A 21,180-nucleotide genomic window follows, 5' to 3' on the forward strand; every position below is an offset into this window, starting at 1 on the left:
GGAGGCCCTATGTTTGCCGATATGAAAAGTATGGTGATCAAAGCCTGGCGTGAACGGTATGCCCTGCTGGCGATTAACTGCATGAACCTGGAAAGCGCACGCGCGGCGGTGCGCGTGGCGGAAAAACATCGCGCGCCGATTATTCTCAACCTGTATCAGGGTCACCTGTCGCACTTTCCGGCGACGACGGCGGCGGCGGTAGTCAGGGTACTGGCGGAAGAAGCGAGCGTACCCGTGACGTTAAGTCTCGATCACGGCAAAGACCCGATAAAAATACGTCAGGCTTTCCGCGCCGGATTTAGCGGGTTAATGATCGATGCTTCGGCGTTCGCGCTGGCGGAGAACATCCGCCAGACCCGAGCGGTCGCTGAACTGGCCGCCAGCGTTGGGCTGTGCGTGGAGGGCGAACTGGGGCACCTGGCGGATGCGCCGCGCTACGACCAGGCCAGCAATGCCGATTTAATGACCCAGCCGCAGGACGTCTCTCCCTTTATCGAACAGACCGGGATTGACCTGCTGGCGGTCTCCGTGGGAACCGCCCACGGTATGTACGCCCCCGGCGTAACACCGATGCTCGATTTCGACCGCCTGGCGCAGATACAGCGCGCGTCATCCGTGCCGCTGGCGCTGCACGGCGGGAGCGGTACGCCGTTCGAGCAGCTGCAACGTTGCCCGGAATTCGGGGTCGCAAAAATCAACGTTGGGGCGGCGGTATTTGAAGCGGGGAAAGCGGCGCTGCTGCACACCCTGTGCCACGACAGCACCATTGAGCTGGCCGATGCGCTATCGGTGATGGAGCAGGCCAGCGCTGACGCCATCGTCCCCTATTTACGCGCATCCGGCTCTATCAACAAAGCCTGATTAACTTTCAGTAATGCCTTCCATGCCGGCGCCCGTATGCCCTGGCAAGGCTTACTACACCCTGAAACTGGAGAATAACGATGTTAGTTTCAATGCACGAATTACTTAAACCCACCCGTGAACACGGTTTTGCTATCGGCGCATTTAACGTGGCGGATAGCTGTTTTATTCGCGCCGTGGTGGAAGAGGCGGAAGCGACAAATACGCCGGCGATTATTTCCATTCACCCCAGCGAGCACGATTTTGTTGGCGACGCGTTTTTTAGCTACGTGCGGGATATCACCCAGCGCAGCCGCGTGCCTTTCACCCTGCATCTGGATCATGGCGCATCGGTGGAACATGTTTTACGTGCTATCCAGTGCGGCTTCACCTCGGTGATGATCGATGGCTCGTTGCTGCCCTATGAAGAAAACGTGGCCCTGACCCGCGAGGTGGTGCGGCTGGCGCACGCGGTAGGCGTGTCGGTGGAAGGTGAACTGGGGACCATCGGCCAGACCGGGACTTCCGTGGAAGGCGGCGTGTCAGAAGTGACCTATACCGACCCGGCGCAGGCGGAAGATTTCGTCGCCCGCACCGGCGTGGATACGCTGGCGGTGGCGATTGGCACCGCGCACGGTATCTATCCGAAGGAAATGCAGCCGAAGCTGCAGATGCACATTCTGCGCGATATCGCCGGACGTCTGTCGATTCCGCTGGTGCTGCACGGCGGTTCGGCTAATCCGGATACGGAAATTGCGGAATCCGTTACGCTTGGCGTCGGCAAAATCAATATTTCCAGCGATATGAAGTATGCCTATTTCCAGAAAGCGCGCGAAATTCTGGCAAAAGAGACCTGGTGGGATCCGAATGTGATTTACCCGGAGCCGATTAACGCCGCGCGCGAGGTGATTCGCCACAAAATGAAGCTGTTTGGCTCAACCGGCAAGGCCAGCCTGTACTAATCCCGCGGCGGGGCGGGGAAACCTGCCTCGCTATGAATAAGGAGGCCGGTATGAAGTATTTGGGGCTGGATATCGGCGGGAGCAAAATCGCTGCCGTAGTGATGGATGAACAGGGCCATGAATGGAGGCGTTTTCGCGTTGAAACGCGAAAACAGACCCGGCAGCAGTTTATTGCAACGCTGGTGGAGTTAATCACCGCGATTGGTGATGATCTGGCTCAGCCTTTGGCTATCGGTATCGCCCTGCCGGGGAGTATCTCCCCGCAGAGCGGCAAGATCCGCAATGCCAATATTCAGGTCATCAACGGCTGCCGCTTACAGGATGAGCTTGAGCAGCGCCTGGGCCAGCCGGTTGTGCTGGCGAACGATGGCAACTGTTTCGCTTTATCAGAGGCCTGCGATGGCGCAGGCGCCGATTATTCACTGGTATTTGGCATGACGCTGGGGACCGGATGCGGGGGCGGTATTGCGCTTAATCGCCAGATTTTCCCCGGCGCGTCAGGGATTGCGGCGGAGTGCGGGCATATCACGCTGCCGGGATATCAGGAGGTCAACGATGGGCCGCCCGCGCGCTGCTATTGCGGAAAATATAACTGCGTCGAGTCCTTTATTTCCGGCACCGGGCTGAGCGCGCGCTATCGTCTGCTGACCCAAGAGGCGCTCAGCAGTCAGGCTATTATCGCCCGGGCGCTGGAGGGCGAGCATGCCGCCTGCGAGCAGGTGCTGCGCTTTCGCCAGCAGCTGGCGCGGACGCTGGCGACGGTGGTGAATCTTATCGATCCCGGCGTGATTGTTCTCGGCGGCGGTCTGTCTAACGTGGCGCTGCTGGTGAACGACCTGGAGGCGGATGTCGCCCCGCTGGTGTTTACCGACCATTTCATTACCCCCATCGTGCCTGCCCGACATGGCGACAGTAGCGGCATGCGCGGCGCAGCCTGGCTAGCCGTCCGAAGCGGAGTCGAAAATGAAACGTTCACAGATTAACTACGCGATTGATAAAGCGCACGCTATCGCCGAGTCCTTTCGCATTTGCTTACCCGAGTTTGCCAGCTTTACCGCCGATATCTGGGCGAAAAAGCGGACTGAAGAGTGGCGAGAAGTTCGGGATCTACAGCTTGGCTGGGATATTACCGATTTTGGCAGCGGCCGTTTTCAGGAAACCGGACTGACGCTGTTGACCCTGCGCAATGGCGCGCCGGGCGATTCGCGCTATCCCAAACCCTACGCCGAGAAGATGTTGCAGATTCAGCAGGATCAGCAAACCCCCTGGCATTTTCATTATCACAAAATGGAAGACATTCTGAACCGCGGCGGTGGCCGGCTCTGTCTGCAGCTGGCATGGGCAACAGAAGATGAACGGCTGGATATGCAGCGCAGCGTGAGCGTCGCGGTTGATGGCCGCCAGCGCACGCTGAAACCGGCAGAAACCCTGGTTCTTAACCCCGGACAGGGTGTTTGCTTGCCGCCCACGCTGTACCACCGTTTTTGGGCTGAAAACGCGCTGGTGATGGGCTGGGAAATTTCGATGGTGAACGATGATAAGCGCGATAACCGTTTTCTGGAAGAGAGCGGCCGCTTCCCGATGATTCAGGAAGATGAACCAAAAAAATGGTTATTGTGCAGTGAGTATGGGTGCTGAAAAAAGATAGACATTGCCGAATCCACCACCCTCTTTAGCGGAGGGTTTTTTTATTCCATTTTGTCTAAAAAAGTAACGTTCATTTCATTCTGGTGATTGATGACACAGACGCCAGCGCCGCCGGGTGATAGCGTAGTTTAGCGCTGAGAGGAGCCCGGTATGGATTTAGAAAACATCTTTCGTGACGTGAAGCTAAGCAAAACGGAAATGACCGTGCTGCGTTTTATTCAGAACGATCCTGAGCAATGCGTTCGCGAGGGGATCCGCGCCGTGGCGGAGCACTGTTATAGCAATCCCTCTTCGCTGGTGCGCCTGGCGAAGAAGCTGAAATTCAGCGGCTGGCTGGAGTTGGTCTATTTTATTAAATTCAATATCACCATGCCCAAACTCGATGTGACCAACGACATCGATTATATGAGCATTCAGCCGGCGGAGCGGATAGCTCCGCTGCTGGAAAGCCTGCAACATCACCGCATTTTGATTCACGGTAGCGGCTTTTCGCAGCTGATCGCCCAGTATATCTACAATAAATTTTTGGTGACCGGGGTGAATGCCAGCCTGGCGCTGTGGCCGGATTACGAAATTCTCGAGCAGAAGAACGCCGCCAAATTTGATTCGATCTGGATTATTTCCAAATCCGGACGCAGCAGTTCGGCGCTGAACTGGGTGAAAGCGCTGGAAGGCAAGGAGATTAACCTGGTCTGCTTTACCGGCGATTATCAAAGCCCGCTGGCGCAGGCGGCGGATACGGCGTTTATCATTCATGACCCGCAAAAGTTTGATGACGATATTTACTGGAGCAATCCGTTTTTCGGCTACTGCATACTCGGCTTTGAGCGGCTGCTGAAGATGTGGTTTATGCAGGCGGGCCTTCCCGGAGGCGGCGCCTGACGCGCCTGTCCGGGCTACCCGGCCCGCAGTCGGCGGCGAACCCGTAGCCCGGATAAGGCGTTAGCCGCCATCCGGGGGATTTTACCGGACGTTTATTGCCAGTCGGCGAACTGCTTATCGTCGAGATAGGCTTCAACCAACGTTTTCGCCAGCGAATACGAGCCGACCAGCGGATGCGCCATTAGCGCCCGTACCGCCAGCGATTTATCGCGCTGCAGAATCGCCGCCACCGCCAGCCGCTCATACTCTTTCACGCTGGCGATCATATTTTTCTGCGCCGTCGGCACATGCTTCGGTGTCACTGGCTTCAGGCCGTCTTTACTCAGGTCGCAGCTGATCTCAATCACATCATCCGGGCGCAGGAAGTCCAGCGTGCCGTTGTTCGACATCGACACCACGATACGCTTGGTGGCGGTGCTGTTGACCGCCTCCAGAATATCCAGCGCCACGCCCGCGTAGCCGCCGGTATCCGGCTCCTCGATAAACTGCTTTAAGGTCAACGGCTCGCGGGTATGGAATTTTTCCTGCTGCGACTCGTTCTGCATATAGCTATTTTCCCGGCGCAGATAGTGCTTCATCCAGAGGGTAAACGCCGCTTCCGGGTTGGCTTTCACATCCACGGTCCGCAGCTCTTCGCGCATATCGTGATTGATGCGGGCAATCTGCTCGCCGCGGGTTTCCGGCGCGTTCTGAATCGCTTTTAAAGCCACTTCGCGATAGTAGTAGTAATAAAGATATTCATTCAGCAGCTGCTTATCGCACAGCTGAACCAGCTCCGGTGAAAAGTACTGCATTGCCGTCTTGCGATACAGGTCCGGGCTGGCGATCAGGCGCTCGGTGACATCCTCGCCGCGCACGGTGAAGTGGGTAAACCAGGAGAAGTGGTTCAGCCCGTAGCACTCGACGCCGAGATCGCGCTCGTCGCAGCCGAGGATTGCCGGCAGCTCGCGAATCAGCTCCGACGGCGCGTCGCAGATGCCGTACACCCGACGCTTAAAGCCGGATTTGATAATCGCCTCGGTGACCAGGCCCGACGGGTTGGTGAAGTTAAACAGAATGGCGTCTTCGGCGGCATGTTCTTCAATCAGGCGGCAGTAGTTGAGAATCGCCGGAATGGAGCGCATCGCCATGGCGAATCCGCCCGCCCCGGTGGTCTCCTGGCCCAGCGTATTGTGCTCCAGGGCGATACGCTCGTCGCGGATCCGGCTCTCATCGCCGCCGACCCGCAGGGTGGTGATCACATAGTGGCTATTTTTCAGCGCCGGCACCGGGTCGCTGGTCACGCTGAAGTGAATATCCGGGCGAATAGCATTAAACACATAGCGGGCAATCTCGCCGAATATCGCCAGGTTCTCCGCGGAGCTGTCGAGAAATACCACTTCCGTTAACCCAATGCGGTGCGCATTATATGCCAGAGATTTTGCCAGAAACGCAGAGCGAACGCCGCCCCCGCCTAATACGGTTAATTTCATAAATCACTCCCAATTAATTTTCTGCTAGCCAGCTATCAACCCGGGAACGAACCTGTCCCACTTTGACGCCGTAAATAACCTGAACTTCATTTCGATTTCGTACTACGCCATTTGCGCCGGTGCTTTTTAATATCGTATCGTCAACCAGATCCATATTATGAATAGCGACGCGCAGGCGGGTGAAACAGTTGTCGACGGAAATAATGTTCTCTTTACCACCCAAGCCATTGATAATTTCGTTAGTCACCGACTGCGGTTCGCCCATTTTTTTACGATAATCCGCCTTGCTATATAACTTCACGTTTTCATCGTCTTCACGACCCGGCGTTTTGAGATTCAACTTAACGACCAGGGTGCGGAAGATAACGTAGTAGACGGCGAACTGACCGATCCCGATAAGCACGTAGCCGGGCCAGCGCGTCAGGGATACCGGCAGCGGCAGGTTGTAAATCAGGAACTCAATCAGCCCGGAAGCGCCCCAGGGACGCACGGTAAAGATGTCGCAAATCGCCTGCGAGGCCGCGGTTAAGGTGGCGTGGATCACCCACAGCAGCGGCGAAACGAACAGGAAGGTAAACTCAATCGGCTCGGTGATGCCGGTGAGCATGGAGGTGATAATGGCCGGTAGCAGAATCGCTTTGGCCATCATTTTTTTCTCCGGTTTCGCCGTGTGGTAAAACGCCAACGAGGCGCCGGCCAGGCCGAAGATGGTGGTCATCCCCTGCTGCGAGAAACGCAGCGCCTCGTTCATCACCGGGGTTAAATCCGGGTGGCGCATATAGGCGAGGAAAATCGCCTGGGTACCGGAGACGACCTGGCCGTCGACGCTCAGCGTGCCGCCGATTTGCGTGAGCTGGAACGGCGACCAGACGAAGTGGTGCAGGCCGGTGGGGATGAGGAATTTTTCAAAGAAGCCGTAAACGAAGACTCCCGCTACGCCGGCGTTTTTCATAAAACCGGTCAGCGCCGCGATGCCGTGGGTCATAAACGGCCAGAACCAGGTAAAGGCGATGGCGTAGAAAATGACGACCGGCGTCATCGCCACCAGCGTCAGCTTGGCTCCGCCGTACATGGAGAGCGCGCCGGGCAGTTCAATCGTCGAGACTTTGTTATGCACCCAGGCGATGGTGCAGCCGAGAATAATCCCGAGGAAAACCCCCATATCGACCACCACAAAGCCCAGCAGCTGAGTCTGCCCGGTACCGTAATATTCGCCGTTAATTTTTTCCGCAAGGCCGTGGGTATGCTCCAGCCACGAGTGGTTAGCGCCAAGAAACATGATAAAACACATTACCGAAACCAGCGCGACTTCGGTTTTTTTATCTTTTGCCAGACCATAGCTAATGCCGACGCAAAAGAGTAATCCCAGATTGCCGAATAAAGGCCAGAAGGTATCGCCGAGGAGCTGTCCGAGCTGGTGTAAAAAACTGGTCTCCGAAATTAATGTTGGGTTAGTTAAGACTGAACTGAGTGCCAAAATTAAGCCAATGACCGGCAAGAACAATACTGCGCCGATCATTGCTCTGGAGAATTTTTGCATATTCTCCAGAATACGCTGACGTATTACGGACATGGTTGTTCCTTTATTTTTGTAGGTTCAGGGACTTTAATTATTTTTTTAACTTCCAGTATTTTTGTTATAGCAAGTCCGTTATTTGAAAGGAACAGGTTGCGGGAAATAGGTACAAACAGCCGCTTAATGGCAACAGGTTTCGCGAACGGAACAGGCCCCTCTCCCGTGGGGAGAGGGGGGAGGGAGAGGGAAAGTCAGGGAGTCGTTGTCGCCGGTGCTGAAGGGGGCTGGGTGCTGGAGACCTCCCCGTTGCGCATCACCTGCGCCACCTGCTGTTTCTCCATATTTATCGCGCTAAGCTGCCCGTTGACGGTCGGCTTCAGCGGCACATCCGCCTGCACGCTGCCGGTCGCCGTCAGCTGAAGGTTCCCGTCGCCGGAAACCGGCAGCGCGGGCCAGCCCCACGCCTGCAAAATATTCAGCGGCACGCCGCGACCGTTGAGGCTCAGGTTGACCTGGCGCTGCGGGAGCTGCGACACCGCCGCGGTGGCTTGCAGGATCCCACGCTCGGTAAAGGCGCTGAGCTCGTTAACGTTCACCGTTGAGGCGTTGGCGCTCAGCTTCAGCGACGGGCGGCGGACGTCAATCCGGTTAAACGTCGCGGCGGCGGCGTTCAGCGTCGCGCTACCGCTCCACACGCCCCAGCTGCGGTTTTTCACCAGCTGCAGCTCGCCGCCGTAGCCGTCAAGCGCGGTGATTTGCCACGGGAACGCCGGTTCAATATCGATAATCAGGTTGCGGCTGGCGCTGAACTTTCTCAGCGTCAGGCTTTGCAGCCAGTCGGGCAGCGGCGCCATCCACAGCTGCTTCCAGTTGTCCGGCAGGGTGTATTCCAGCCCGGCGAACGCCGCGTCATCCAGCACCAGGGCGCGGCCGGCGCGCAGCCAGTTGCCGGATGTGCGTACCATGCCGCCCTCCCAGCGTGAGGTGAACTGGCGCAGCGCGATGCCCTGCGGTGAGAACCCGGCGTTAAGGATCGGGTCGAGGAAGTGCAGCGAGCCGTAAATAAACTCGTTGGCGTTCATCGACAGCGTACCCTCCTGGCTTTGCCAGTCGCCGCGGCTCAGGGTGAGGTTGCGCAGATTAAGGTCGAGACCGGCGATCGCCCAGTCAGGCCCCTGCAGGCTAGCGTCGGTGACATCAAGGCGGCCAATCTGTAGCGAGGGCAGGGTAGTCAGCGGCGCGAAAAAGTCGGCGAGGGATTTATCGCTTTGCAGGCGGATTTCGCTGAGGCGCAAATTATCGACCTGCCAGCCGCCGTCGGCGCTGCGTTTCGCCGTGCCGGTGAGCGTACCGCGGGCGACGTCCGCTCCAATGGTCGAGAGGGACACTTCGCCGTTATCAATATTCCCCTGAATCAGCACGTTGCTGGCTTCAATACCGTTGAGCGTCATCGAACCGGCGCTGATCTGAATCTGCGTTTTCTTGCCGAGCACGTTGCCCGCTTCCGGCGCCCACGGGCTGACGCCGCCGGTGACGCGCTGCGCGCTCAGATCCCAGTCGCTCTCCGGGCTGTTGAACGCCATATTGCGCAGCTGCAGACGGTCGGCGGCGAACGGCAGCGCCGCAGAGGAAGGGGAAAAGTTTAGCGTGCCGTCACTGAGGACGATTTCGTCGGCATGCAGCGGGTCGCTAAACTGGCGGCTGCTAAAACCAATATCCACCGTTTGCGCCACCAGCGTGGCGGGTTTGCCGTCGCGGCCGAGGGTGACGTTTTGCAGCTGCAGGTGCATCGGCGAGGAGAAATTATGGTTCATCTTGTTGAAAGAAACCTTCCAGCCGGTGCCGTCGCTTAGCCAGGCGCTGGCCTGGCGCCCACCCCACTGGGTTTGCAGCAGGAAGTAAGCGGCAATAATCACCACCAGCAGGGCAATCAGCAGCCAGAGAATCAGCTTTCTGAGAAATTTCATGATCTTCGATCCTGAGCGAGGCACATAAGGCTGTTATGCCCGAATTATGCGCAATCCTCAAGACAGGAATTGTGTAATGAGATGATGTGAGATTGATGATGCAGACGCCCCGGCCAGCATCGCGCGGCCGGAGCGTCAGAGAGGATCAGTTTTTCTCTGGCGGGAAAATCAGATTCAGCACAATCGCCGTGATACCGCCAGCAGCGATACCCGAGGAGAGCAGGTTCTTCAGCCAGTCAGGGGCGAACTGCAGGATCAGCGGCTGCTGGGAGACGCCAAGGCCGACGGCCAGCGACAGGGCGATAATCAGGATCGCCCGGCGGTTCAGCGGCTCGCGGGAGACGATACGCACGCCGGAGGCGGCAATGGTGCCGAACATGACCAGCGTCGCGCCGCCGAGCACCGGCTCAGGAATATGCTGTACAAAACCGCTCACCGCCGGGAACAGCCCGAGCACGATCAGCATCAGCGCGACCACGAAACCGACATAGCGGCTGGCGACGCCGGTCAGCTGTATCACGCCGTTGTTCTGGCCAAAGCAGGAGTTCGGGAAGGTATTGAATACCGCCGAGACGAAGGAGTTCAGGCCGTTAGCCAGCACGCCGCCCTTCAGACGCTTCATATAGAGCGGGCCGGAAACCGGCTGCTCGGAGACGTCAGAGGTGGCGGTAATATCGCCGATGGTTTCCAGCGAGGTAATCATAAACACCAGCATCAGCGGCAGCAGCAGGTTCCAGTCGATGCCCAGCCCGTAGTACAGCGGCGTAGGCACCATAATCAGGCTGCTTTCCGTCGGCGCGGTATTGGCCGGCAGCATATCGAGCAACCATGCCGCCAGGTAGCCGGCCGCCATCGCGATAACCAGCGAAGCGATGCGCAGATATGGGTTGCGCTGGCGGTTAAGGATAATGATCAGCGCCAGCACGATGCCCGCCAGCAGCAGATTTTTCGGCGCGCCGAAGGTGTGATCGGCCATAGCCGCGTAGCCGCCGCCGATGGAGGTCAGGCCAACCTGAATCAGCGACAGGCCGATAATCATCACCACCACGCCGGAGACCAGCGGGGTAATAATGCGGCGGGCGAGATGCAGGACGCGGGAGAGAACCATCTCCGTACAGCTGGCCAGCATCAGGGTGCCGAACAGCGCGGCCATCATGGTCGGAACATCGGCGCCGCCGGTTTTCAGCGCGGTGCCGCCCATGATCAGCGGCGCGACGAAGTTAAAGCTGGTGCCCTGAATTGAGAGCAGACCGGAGCCGACCGGGCCCCAGGCTTTGATTTGAATGATGGATGCCACGCCGGAGGCGAAAAGGGACATGCTGATGATGTGTTGCGTATCCTGAGCCGGAAGGCCCAGGGCCTGGCAAATTAACAGCGCCGGAGTGATGACCGCGACAAACATCGCCAGCAGGTGCTGGAACGCGGCGAACAGGGTTTGCGGTAGCGGCGGGCGGTCTTCGAGGCGGTAGATTAATTCGCTGGTTTGCTTGTGCGCAACCGGTTGCGCATTTTCTGACTCTGCGGTGTTAACGGACATCACAACAATCCCAAAGGTGGCAAAGCGGGGATTTTATCGGACTGTAGACCAAAAGCAAACGTTTGCCACTCGTTAGCGATAAATATTTATACAAGGAATAGGCAACAAACATTTATTAACATTTTGTATGCTTGATCGCATCAATATCCCTACAAAATATCTTTTCCTGTCCTTTTTTCCACACTTCTGCTTAAAATCCCTTCCCGATTACTCATGATGAGAAGCAATCGACACCGGGAATATCGTCGCGTGTGAATGGATCATGCGCCTATAAGGAGCTCTTTTTTATGTTTCATCTCGATACCTTATCGACGCTCGTTGCCGCAACTTTAGTGTTGCTACTGGGTAGAAAACTCGTTCAAACCGTTCCTTTCCTCAAGAAATACACCATTCCTGAGCCCGTCGCGGGCGGCCTGCTGGTCGCGCTGGCGCTGCTGGTATTAAAGAAAAGCATGGATATCGAAATTGATTTCGATATGAGCCTGAAAGATCCGCTAATGCTGGCGTTCTTCGCCACTATCGGCCTCAACGCCAACCTCGCCAGCCTGCGGGCTGGCGGTAAAGTCGTGGGGACGTTCCTGATTGTGGTGGTGGGGCTGCTGCTGCTGCAAAACGCCCTCGGTATCGGCATGGCGAAGCTGCTGGGCCTCGACCCGTTGATGGGGCTGCTGGCCGGTTCGATTACCCTTTCCGGCGGCCACGGCACTGGCGCGGCGTGGAGTAAGTTGTTTGTTGAGCGCTATGGTTTCGCCAACGCCACCGAAGTGGCGATGGCTTGCGCAACCTTCGGCCTCGTCCTTGGCGGCCTGATCGGCGGGCCGGTGGCGCGCTATCTGGTTAAGCACTCTTCTTCCCCTGACGGCACACCGGACGATCAGCTCGCGCCGACCGCGTTTGAAAAGCCGGATATGGGGCGCATGATCACCTCGCTGGTGCTGATTGAGAGCATTGCGCTGATCGCCATCTGCTTAACGGTAGGGAAGATCGTTGCGCAACTGCTGGCGGGAACCGTATTTGAACTGCCCACTTTCGTTTGCGTATTGTTTATCGGCGTGATCCTGAGCAACAGCCTGTCGGCGCTGGGGCTGTATCGCGTGTTCGATCGCGCGGTGTCGGTGCTGGGTAACGTCAGTCTGTCGCTGTTCCTGGCGATGGCGCTGATGAGCCTGAAGCTGTGGGAGCTGGCGTCGTTGGCGCTGCCGATGATTGCCATTCTGGCGGTGCAGACGGTAGCGATGGCGCTGTATGCGGTGTTTGTGACCTACCGGATGATGGGTAAAAACTACGATGCCGCGGTGCTGGCCGCCGGCCACTGTGGTTTCGGCCTCGGCGCGACGCCGACGGCGATTGCCAACATGCAGGCGATAACCGACCGTTTCGGTCCGTCGCACATGGCGTTTCTGGTGGTGCCGATGGTGGGCGCGTTCTTTATCGATATCGTTAACGCGCTGGTGATTAAGCTCTATCTGCTGCTGCCGGTATTCGGCTGATAAAAACCCGGAGACGCTGCGCTACAGGCCAGCGCGGTTTTTGGTTTTGGTAGCCCGGCTAAGGCGTTTACGCCGCAAGCCGGGAATACCTCAACAAACTTACGCTTCGTCGTGCTCTTCCCACGCCAGCGCGCGTTTTACCGCTTTCTTCCAGCCGCTGTAGCGATAGTTACGCTCGGTGGTTTCAATTCCCGGACGGAACTCGCGCTCGATAACGGCTTTCTCCTGCAGCTCATCCAGATTCTGCCAGAAACCGACCGCCAGACCGGCCAGATAGGCTGCGCCCAGCGCGGTGACTTCACGGACTTCCGGGCGCTCCACGCGGGTGCCGAGAATATCGGACTGGAACTGCATCAGGAAGTTGTTGGCGACCGCTCCGCCATCAACGCGCAAGGCGTGCAGTCGGATCCCCGAGTCAGCCTGCATCGCTTCCAGCACGTCGCGGGTCTGATAGGCAATCGACTCCAGCGTGGCGCGAATAATGTGGTTGGAGTTTACGCCGCGGGTCAGGCCGAAGATCGCGCCGCGGGCGTACGGGTCCCAGTACGGCGCGCCGAGGCCGGTAAAGGCCGGAACGACGTACACGCCGTTGGTATCCTTCACTTTGGTGGCGAAATATTCGGAATCGAACGCGTCGCTAATCAGCTTCATCTCATCGCGCAGCCACTGAATGGAGGCGCCCGCCATAAACACCGCGCCTTCCAGCGCATAGTTCACCTCACCGCGCGGACCGCAGGCGATGGTGGTCAGCAGGCCGTGCGTTGACGTCACCGCTTTCTCGCCGGTATTCATCAGCATAAAGCAGCCGGTACCGTAGGTGTTTTTCGCCATTCCTTCTTTAACGCACAGCTGGCCGAACAGCGCAGCCTGCTGGTCGCCGGCGATACCGGCGATCGGAATACGCGTCCCGCCCTTACCGCCGATATTGGTCTGGCCGTACACTTCGGAAGATTTGCGCACTTCCGGCAGCATGGCGCGCGGGATATCCAGCGCGTCGAGCATTTTGTCGTCCCAGTCCAGCTCGTGGATATTGAACAGCATGGTACGCGAGGCGTTGGTGTAGTCGGTCACGTGAACGCGTCCCTGGGTCATTTTCCAGATAAGCCAGGTATCTACGGTGCCGAACAGCAGCTCGCCGCGTTTAGCGCGCTCGCGCGCGCCTTCGACGTGGTCAAGGATCCACTTCACTTTGGTGCCGGAGAAGTAGGGGTCAACCACCAGGCCGGTGGCCTTGCGGATGTACTCTTCCATGCCGTCGCGCTTGAGCTGCTCGCAGATTTCGGCGGTACGGCGGCACTGCCAGACGATAGCGTTATAAATCGGCTTGCCGGTTTCACGCTCCCACACGATGGCTGTTTCACGCTGGTTGGTGATACCGATCGCCGCGATTTCATCGGAGCTAATATCGGCTTTTGCCAGCACTTCGACCAGCGTAGAGCTTTGCGATGCCCAGATCTCCATCGGGTCGTGTTCAACCCAGCCTGGGCGCGGATAAATTTGTTCGAATTCTCGCTGAGAGACGCTGACGATATTGGCATCGTGATCCATTACCACGGCGCGGGAGCTGGTGGTGCCCTGGTCGAGCGCTACGATATATTTTTTGTCGGTCATAGTATGAGTCCCGTAGTCAGATTACAGCGAAGCTTTGTGTTGCGTCGTAGAGGGGGATGCGGCTTCTTTCTCTTCGACGACGCAGGTGTCGCAAGGCAGGTGGCGGCCAATCAGCTTGCGGTAGCAAAATGCGCCCAGCGCAGCACCGACGATTGGCGCGCACAGCGGCACCAGGAAATAAGGAATATCTTTGCCGCCGGTGAAAGCGACATTGCCCCAGCCTGCCAGCCAGGCGAAGGCTTTCGGTCCGATATCACGCGCCGGGTTCATGGCGAAGCCGGTCAGCGGGCCCATGGATGCGCCGATAACGGCGATCAGCAGACCAATCAGCAGCGGCGCCAGCGGGCCACGCGGCACGCCGTTGCCATCGTCGGTCAGCGCCAGAATGACGCCCATCAGGATAGCGGTAATCACCATTTCTACCGCGAAGGCCTGCACAAAATTGATATGCGGGTTCGGGTAAGTAGAAAAAATGCCTGCCAGCTCGAGACTTTCGACGCTACCGCGCACCATATTGTGGGTATGTTCGAAATCGAAGAAAAGATTGTAATAAAGCCCGTAAACTAAAGCCGCAGCGCAAAAGGCGCCAGCGAATTGCGCAATGATAAAAGGAACAACTTTACGACCGTCAAAACAGGCGAACAGCCACAGCGCGATGGTGACCGCCGGGTTAAGGTGCGCACCGGAAACCCCTGCGGTCAGGTAAATCGCCATGGCGACGCCCAGACCCCAGATGATGCTGATTTCCCATTGACCGAAGCTGGCTCCCGCGACCTTAAGCGCAGCGACGCACCCAACGCCGAAAAAGATCAACAACCCGGTACCGAGGAACTCTGCGATGCACTGGCCTTTTAGTGTTGATGTTTGGCTCATAATCGAATCCTGAAGCGTAGTGATGATTATTGTATGTGTGAAGGTCGCAGGCGACCACGCTGCCATGTAGGCATAGTGTTAATTTATCGTTAACGAACAAAAACGAGAAATATCGAAATTCAAATGTGTGTACCACGTCAAGAAAATGAGCGTTTTCGCGCCATAAACGCGTGTTCGGTCGTTTGCGGGAGCGTTTCACCGCGCATTTTTTTACGCCTTGATTAACAATTACGAAAAACTGCCGGGTAAAAGCGGCGAACGGACCAGGTAAAGGCTGAAAAGTGTCGCAAACCGCAATCTACGCGGGTTGTCGCTGGACAGGGGCGACGGGGCTTCATACAATCGACTACATCACCACTGTAGTGCGCTAATTTTCGTTAAGGCGTCAACGCGTATACGAAACGGACGGTTTCTATCAACGCCTTGCAAGTTCAGGAGAGGTATGACGATGTCATTAGAAGTGTTTGAGAAATTAGAATCTAAAGTTCAGCAGGCGATTGATACCATCACTCTGTTACAGATGGAAATCGAAGAGCTGAAAGAGAAGAACAACACGCTGGCGCAGGAAGTACAGAGCGCACAGCACAGCCGTGAAGAGCTTGAGCGTGAAAACGGTCAGCTGAAAGAACAGCAGCAGGGCTGGCAGGATCGTCTGCAGGCGCTGCTGGGCCGTATGGAAGAAGTCTAACGCTTCCCGCCCTCTCCCGTTCGGGAGGGGGCAACACTTCCCCGTTCTATATACTCGCAAGTTATAGCCAATCTTTTTTTATTCTTTAATCATCAGTCCGCTTTCTGGCACGCTTAATCCATCACAACACTACATAAAGAGAGCGGTGCGATGAATAAGTGGGGCGTGGGGTTAACTCTGTTGCTGGCATCCGCCAGCGTTCTGGCAAAAGACATTCAACTATTAAACGTTTCTTACGATCCGACGCGCGAGCTGTACGAACAGTACAACAAAGCTTTTAGCGCCCACTGGAAGCAAGAAACCGGCGACAACGTGGTGATTCGTCAATCCCACGGCGGCTCCGGCAAACAGGCGACCTCGGTGATCAACGGTATTGAAGCCGACGTGGTGACCCTTGCGCTGGCCTATGACGTCGATGCAATTGCCGAACGCGGCCGAATCGACAAAAACTGGCTGAAACGTCTGCCGGATAACTCCGCGCCGTATACCTCCACCATCGTGTTCCTCGTACGTAAAGGCAACCCGAAGCAGATTCACGACTGGAACGACCTGATTAAACCAGGCGTGTCGGTGATTACCCCGAACCCGAAAAGCTCCGGCGGCGCGCGCTGGAACTATCTGGCGGCCTGGGGCTACGCCCTGCACCAGAACAATGGCGACCAGGCGAAGGCGCAGGAGTTCGTAAAAGCGCTGTTTAAGAACGTCGAAGTGCTGGATTCCGGCGCCCGGGGCGCGACGAACACCTTCGTAGAGCGCGGGATAGGCGATGTGCTGATCGCCTGGGAAAACGAAGCCCTGCTGGCGACCAATGAGCTGGGTAAAGATAAATTTGAGATCGTGACGCCGAGCGAATCGATTCTCGCCGAGCCGACGGTTTCCGTGGTGGATAAAGTAGTCGACAAGAAGGGCACTCGCCAGGTGGCGGAAGCGTATCTGAAGTACCTCTATTCGCCGGAAGGCCAGGAGATTGCGGCGAAGAACTTCTATCGCCCGCGTGACCCTGAAATAGCGAAAAAATACGCCGATGAGTTCCCGAAACTGAAGCTGTTCACCATTGATGACGTGTTTGGCGGCTGGACGAAAGCGCAGAAAGAGCACTTCTCCAACGGCGGCACCTTCGACCAGATCAATCAGCGTTAAATAGCCTCTTCTTATTCCCGGCAGCGGTGAGTTTGTCGGGAATAGGGGGTAGCCCGGACAGGCGCATAGCGCCGCCTCCGGGAAAACACACCGAACCTCTTCCTGTTTTCATTTAGTCATCAAACTGCGTTACTCTTCCGTTTCTGGCTGAGACAGGAAAATAGAATGCGAAGAGTACGATACCTTTTATTAGCGCTGCTGGTGGCGGTTGTGGCGGCGATAGCCGGCGGCTACTACTGGCTCCATTCCGGCAACCCTGATGCGTTGCGCAAAATTGTTCTACAACAGTGCGTCCCCAATCAACAGCAGCGCCAGAATCCCGCGCCCTGCGCGGAAGTGAACCTGAAGGGCGGCTATGTCCTGTTTAAAGACCGCAATGGCCCGCTGCAGTATCTACTGATGCCCACTTACCGCATTAACGGCACCGAAAGCCCGCTGCTGCTCAATCCCCTGACGCCGAACTTCTTCTGGCAGGCCTGGCAGGGGCGTGAAATCATGAGCCAGCATCGTGGTTCCGCCGTATCGGATGACGCGGTCTCCTTGACCATCAACTCGCGCAGCGGACGCACGCAAAATCATTTCCATATCCATATCTCCTGCCTGCGTCCCGATGTCCGTACTCAGCTGGACAAGGAAGCGCCCGCTATCAGCAGTCGCTGGTTGCCGCTGCCCGGTGGACTACTGGGCCACGAATATCTGGCGCGCCGGGTCACCGAAACGGAGCTGGCGCAGCGCAGCCCGTTCCTGATGCTGGCTGAAGAGGTGCCGGAAGCGCGCGAACATATGGGGCGTTTCGCGCTGGCGATGGCGAAGCAGAGCGACGGCTCGCTGGTGCTGCTGGCGACCGAGCGTAACCTGCTGACGCTGAATCGCGCATCGGCGGAAGAGATTCAGGACCATAGCTGCGCCATTCTGGCATCCCGTTAATTTCCTTTACGTTCCCGCCATTCATTATCTCCTTGATTCCTATCCCGGTTTAACGTCGGGGTAGGATCGGGTGTATAAAAATATGTGAAACCGATCAAAAGATATAAAGGTATACCTTTATATCTTTTTGAGGATCGTTACACTCTCTTCATAGCCTCCATTGCGTGTCTGACTGGTGGCTTATTTATAAAAACGTTTTTATTTCATGTAGTGACATCATTAATTGTTCCCTCTATTTGCGCGGCTAAGCGTAAAGGAATATCAACATGAAACTTTCTATCGTGGAAAAAATCGGCTTCGGCGCAGGAGATATGGCGATAAACGTTGTGATCATCGCCATGCAGCTGCTTCTCGCCTATTTTTATACCGATATCTACGGCCTGAGCGCCGCTGATGTCGGCGTACTTTTCGTGGTTGTGCGGATGATCGATGCCATTATCGATCCGGCCATGGGCGTCCTTACCGATAAGCTGAATACGCGCTGGGGACGCTATCGCCCGTGGCTGCTGTGGTTTGCCATCCCTTTTGGCTTCGCCGTTTATTTAATGTTTATCACGCCTGATATGGTTTATATGGCCAAGCTGGCGTGGGCCTATGGCACCTATATTCTGATGACCCTGGTCTATACCGCTATCACTATTCCCTATATCTCGATGATTGGCGTGATTACCAGCGATCCCGTGGAACGGCTAAGCGCAAACGGCTATCGCTTTGTGATGACCAAAATTGCCGCTTTCCTGGTCACTATTGTCGTCCCGATGCTTGCCGTCTGGCTGGGGCAGGGCAACAAGGCGCTGGGTTACCAGTTTTCTATGGGGCTAATGGGCGCGATGGGGGCCCTGCTGTTTATCTTCTGTTTTCTCACCACCCGTGAACGTAGCGAGCCGGAAATTACTTCGCTATCGGTAGGGAAGCAGTTTAAGTATCTGTTACGTAACGATCAGTGGATTATTCTTGGGGTTGTTATTTTATTGCTGATGTGCGGTTACGTTATTCGCGGTTCCGTCGCGGCCTATTATGCCAAGTATTATCTTAATGGCGGCGATAGCCTGATTTCACCTTTTCTGACTACCGGCGTTGTCGCCTCTATTCTGGCGATGATCGCCACCACCTGGATAACCAAGTTCTGGGATAAAATTAAGATGTTCCGCTACACCCAGATTATTACCTTTGTACTAAGCGCGATGATGTATTTCTTCGTCGGGCGTGAAAATCTTATCCTGGCATTTACGTTCTATTTTCTTATTAATTTCTTCTGCGATATGCAAATGCCGGTGTTCTGGTCCTCTATCGCCGAAGCGGTGGATTATGGCGAAAAGAAAACCGGGCTGCGGGTATCCGGCCTCGCGTTTGGCGGCATTCTCTTCTTCCAGAAGTTTGGTATGGGGATCGCGGGGGGCGTACTGGGATTTCTGCTGAGCCACTTTGGCTATCAGGCCGACGTTGAACAGAGCGCGCGTTCGCTCACCGGTATTGCGCTGATGATGACGCTCATTCCGGCACTGTTCCATCTTGCGGTTGGGCTGCTTATGAAAAAGTATCTGATTAATAACGAATATTATCGTGATATTCAGCTCGCCCTTGCGCAAAAACAGGCATAAGGAGGCGTAAATGAATGCCATGAATAAGGTTTGGGCGATCGGAGACGCCTCCGTAGACCTGGTACCGGAAAAACAGAACAGCTACCTGAAATGTCCCGGAGGCGCTTCGGCGAACGTGGGGGTCTGCGTTGCCAGGCTGGGCGGAACGTGCGGTTTTATCGGCTGCCTTGGCGACGATGACGCCGGGCGTTTCCTGCGCCAGGTTTTTCAGGATAACGGCGTCGATGTCTCTTCGCTGCGGCTGGATGCGAGCCTGACCAGTGCGGTACTGATCGTCAATCTGACGGCTGACGGCGAGCGCAGCTTTACCTATCTGGTGCATCCGGGGGCTGATACCTACGTTTCACCTCAGGATCTGCCGACGTTCAGAAAATACGAATGGTTTTACTTTAGCTCCATTGGTCTCACCGACAGTCCCGCTCGCGAGGCATGTCTTGAGGGCGCGCGAAGAATGCGGGAGGCCGGCGGCTACGTTCTGTTTGATGTCAACTTGCGCAGCAAGATGTGGCGCAATACCGCTGAGATCCCTGACCTGATCGCCCGCTCCGCTGCGCTGGCGTCTATCTGCAAAGTCTCGGCCGATGAGCTGTGTCAGCTGAGCGGCGCCAGCCACTGGCTGGATGCGCGGTATTACATGCGCGATCTGGGCTGTGATACCACCATCATTTCGTTGGGGGCCGAAGGGGCGTTGCTCATCACCGCCGAGGGAGAGTTCCTTTTTCCCGCCCCGCGCGTGGAGGTCGTCGATACCACCGGAGCTGGCGATGCCTTTGTCGGCGGCCTGCTGTTCACGCTTTCCCGCGAAAACTACTGGAATCATGCCTTGCTGGCGGAGGCCATCAGCAATGCCAACGCCTGCGGCGCAATGGCGGTGACGGCAAAAGGGGCAATGACCGCTCTGCCGTATCCCGACCAGCTCAATACTTTTCTGTCCAGCCGTTCGCTGGCACAAGCCATGACCGTGAAATAAGGAGTCATCATGCACGTTGATCAAAACAAAATACTGGGATGCCTGGTAGGCGCCGCTGCAGCGGACGCGATGGGCGCGGCGACGGAAGTACGGACCCAGCAGCAAATTAAGGACTATTTCGGCGGCTGGGTAACGACCTTTCAAAAACCGCCAGCGGATACGTTTGGCCGCTGCAACGAAGCGGGTATGTGCACGGATGATTTTATTCAGGCGAAATACATTATGGACGCGCTGCTGCGTCATCAGCGCCAGGTCAGCGATGAGGCGATGCGCGAGGCCTTCCAGCAGTGGCTGGATTACCCTTACTACGCCAACTTTACCGGCCCGACGACGCGTGCGGCAATGAAAGCGATATTCAATGACAATCGTGCCTCCTTGCAGGGCGATCTTGAAGGCGAAAAGCAGTCGGTACAGATTATTAATAAGGGAAACGCGGAAGCCACCAACGGCGCCGCCATGAAGATTTGGCCGGCGGCGGTGCTGCATCCGGGGGATATTGACGCGGCGATTCACTGCGCGCTGCAGATTTGCCGCTTTACGCATAATAACGTGCTGGCGATGTCCGGCGCAGCGGCGATGGCGGCGGCAACCAGTGAAGCATTAAGATCGCAGACCAATGCGGACACCATTATTGCCGCCGGTATTTATGGCGCGCAAAGAGGCTATCTGCTGGCGCAGGAGCAAGGAGCGATGATGGTGGCAGGCCCATCCGTTGCCCGACGCATCGAGCTGGCCGTGGCTATCGGTCAACGCCATCGTCATTGGGAAACGGCGGTGGTGGAACTTGCCGATATTATTGGTTCCGGGCTGCACGTCAGTGAAGCCGTACCGGCGGCCTTTGGCCTGTTCGCGTGTTGTCCGAATTCTGCCGTAGATGCTATTATCTCCGGCGTTAATATCGGCAATGATACTGATACTGTCGCTACCATGGTTGGAGCGATTTCCGGCGCATTCCATGGCGTGGAGGCTTTTCCCGCCGATTATTTAACGACCGTGGATCGTATGAATCATTTCGATTTGGCACAACTGGCCAGGCAAATCGCAGGGTAGCGAATTC

Annotated in this window: 18 protein-coding genes; 12 read left to right on the forward strand and 6 right to left on the reverse strand. The window is 56.6% G+C overall.

Features of this window, described 5'->3' with window-relative positions; all coding sequences use genetic code 11:
- Window positions 1–9 precede the first annotated feature (9 nt).
- The 5 genes from ACE3MN_RS00425 (at window position 10) to ACE3MN_RS00445 (ending at window position 4,331) form a co-directional block, all read left to right on the forward strand.
- A complete protein-coding gene (locus ACE3MN_RS00425; RefSeq protein ID WP_004137661.1) occupies window positions 10–861 on the forward strand; it encodes a class II fructose-bisphosphate aldolase in 852 nt (283 codons plus the stop codon).
- An 80-nt stretch (window positions 862–941) separates the two neighbouring features.
- A complete protein-coding gene (locus ACE3MN_RS00430) occupies window positions 942–1,802 on the forward strand; it encodes a ketose-bisphosphate aldolase (protein ID WP_375364226.1) in 861 nt (286 codons plus the stop codon).
- Window positions 1,803–1,852: 50 nt separating this feature from the next.
- Window positions 1,853–2,785 carry an ROK family protein gene (locus ACE3MN_RS00435; RefSeq protein WP_102650140.1) on the forward strand — a complete coding sequence of 311 codons (933 nt, stop codon included), beginning with the start codon at window positions 1,853–1,855 and terminating at the stop codon, window positions 2,783–2,785.
- Window positions 2,766–3,440 (forward strand): D-lyxose/D-mannose family sugar isomerase, encoded by a 675-nt coding sequence (locus ACE3MN_RS00440; protein ID WP_024359696.1) that lies wholly within the window; start codon window positions 2,766–2,768, stop codon window positions 3,438–3,440. Before ACE3MN_RS00435 ends, ACE3MN_RS00440 begins: the two co-directional genes overlap by 20 nt.
- A gap of 159 nt (window positions 3,441–3,599) precedes the next feature.
- Window positions 3,600–4,331, forward strand: a complete 732-nt coding sequence (locus tag ACE3MN_RS00445) for a MurR/RpiR family transcriptional regulator (RefSeq protein ID WP_004126732.1) — start codon at window positions 3,600–3,602, stop codon at window positions 4,329–4,331.
- Window positions 4,332–4,423: 92 nt separating this feature from the next.
- Here ACE3MN_RS00445 and ACE3MN_RS00450 read toward each other — a convergent pair whose 3' ends face one another.
- The 4 genes from ACE3MN_RS00450 to ACE3MN_RS00465 form a co-directional block, all read right to left on the reverse strand.
- Window positions 4,424–5,803 carry a glycoside hydrolase gene (locus ACE3MN_RS00450; RefSeq protein WP_024359698.1) on the reverse strand — a complete coding sequence of 460 codons (1,380 nt, stop codon included), beginning with the start codon at window positions 5,801–5,803 and terminating at the stop codon, window positions 4,424–4,426.
- Between the two features lie 13 nt (window positions 5,804–5,816).
- Window positions 5,817–7,376, reverse strand: coding sequence for a PTS transporter subunit EIIC (locus tag ACE3MN_RS00455; RefSeq protein WP_004137673.1), 1,560 nt, complete (start codon window positions 7,374–7,376; stop codon window positions 5,817–5,819).
- A gap of 194 nt (window positions 7,377–7,570) precedes the next feature.
- Window positions 7,571–9,286, reverse strand: a complete 1,716-nt coding sequence (locus ACE3MN_RS00460) for an AsmA family protein (RefSeq protein WP_102650141.1) — start codon at window positions 9,284–9,286, stop codon at window positions 7,571–7,573.
- Between the two features lie 145 nt (window positions 9,287–9,431).
- Complete coding sequence (locus tag ACE3MN_RS00465; protein WP_004137676.1) at window positions 9,432–10,823, reverse strand: nucleobase:cation symporter-2 family protein; 1,392 nt, start codon at window positions 10,821–10,823, stop codon at window positions 9,432–9,434.
- A gap of 287 nt (window positions 10,824–11,110) precedes the next feature.
- On the opposite strand from ACE3MN_RS00465, the gene gltS reads away from it, so the two are divergent.
- Window positions 11,111–12,313, forward strand: a complete 1,203-nt coding sequence (gene gltS, locus ACE3MN_RS00470; RefSeq protein WP_024359700.1) for a sodium/glutamate symporter — start codon at window positions 11,111–11,113, stop codon at window positions 12,311–12,313.
- A 99-nt stretch (window positions 12,314–12,412) separates the two neighbouring features.
- Here gltS and glpK read toward each other — a convergent pair whose 3' ends face one another.
- Window positions 12,413–13,924 (reverse strand): glycerol kinase GlpK, encoded by a 1,512-nt coding sequence (glpK, locus tag ACE3MN_RS00475; RefSeq protein ID WP_004126722.1) that lies wholly within the window; start codon window positions 13,922–13,924, stop codon window positions 12,413–12,415.
- Window positions 13,925–13,945: 21 nt separating this feature from the next.
- Window positions 13,946–14,797, reverse strand: coding sequence for an MIP/aquaporin family protein (locus ACE3MN_RS00480; protein WP_004106970.1), 852 nt, complete (start codon window positions 14,795–14,797; stop codon window positions 13,946–13,948).
- Between the two features lie 442 nt (window positions 14,798–15,239).
- Between ACE3MN_RS00480 and zapB the strand changes: the two genes are divergently transcribed.
- The 6 genes from zapB to ACE3MN_RS00510 all read left to right on the forward strand — a co-directional run bounded on the left by zapB (window position 15,240) and on the right by ACE3MN_RS00510 (window position 21,173).
- A complete protein-coding gene (gene zapB, locus ACE3MN_RS00485) occupies window positions 15,240–15,485 on the forward strand; it encodes a septal ring assembly protein ZapB (protein WP_009652751.1) in 246 nt (81 codons plus the stop codon).
- Between the two features lie 150 nt (window positions 15,486–15,635).
- Entirely contained in the window at window positions 15,636–16,625 is a 990-nt protein-coding gene (locus tag ACE3MN_RS00490; protein ID WP_004137680.1) for a sulfate ABC transporter substrate-binding protein, read from the forward strand.
- 165 nt (window positions 16,626–16,790) lie between these two features.
- On the forward strand, window positions 16,791–17,552 hold the full coding sequence (locus ACE3MN_RS00495) for a CDP-diacylglycerol diphosphatase (protein ID WP_102650142.1): 762 nt from the start codon (window positions 16,791–16,793) through the stop codon (window positions 17,550–17,552).
- Between the two features lie 266 nt (window positions 17,553–17,818).
- A complete protein-coding gene (locus ACE3MN_RS00500) occupies window positions 17,819–19,153 on the forward strand; it encodes an MFS transporter (RefSeq protein ID WP_049086947.1) in 1,335 nt (444 codons plus the stop codon).
- A 10-nt stretch (window positions 19,154–19,163) separates the two neighbouring features.
- A complete protein-coding gene (locus ACE3MN_RS00505; protein ID WP_049086948.1) occupies window positions 19,164–20,123 on the forward strand; it encodes an aminoimidazole riboside kinase in 960 nt (319 codons plus the stop codon).
- 9 nt (window positions 20,124–20,132) lie between these two features.
- Entirely contained in the window at window positions 20,133–21,173 is a 1,041-nt protein-coding gene (locus ACE3MN_RS00510) for an ADP-ribosylglycohydrolase family protein (RefSeq protein WP_024359703.1), read from the forward strand.
- Window positions 21,174–21,180: the final 7 nt, after the last annotated feature.

This window comes from Klebsiella grimontii (assembly GCF_042137965.1).
Taxonomy (GTDB): Bacteria; Pseudomonadota; Gammaproteobacteria; order Enterobacterales; family Enterobacteriaceae; genus Klebsiella; species Klebsiella grimontii.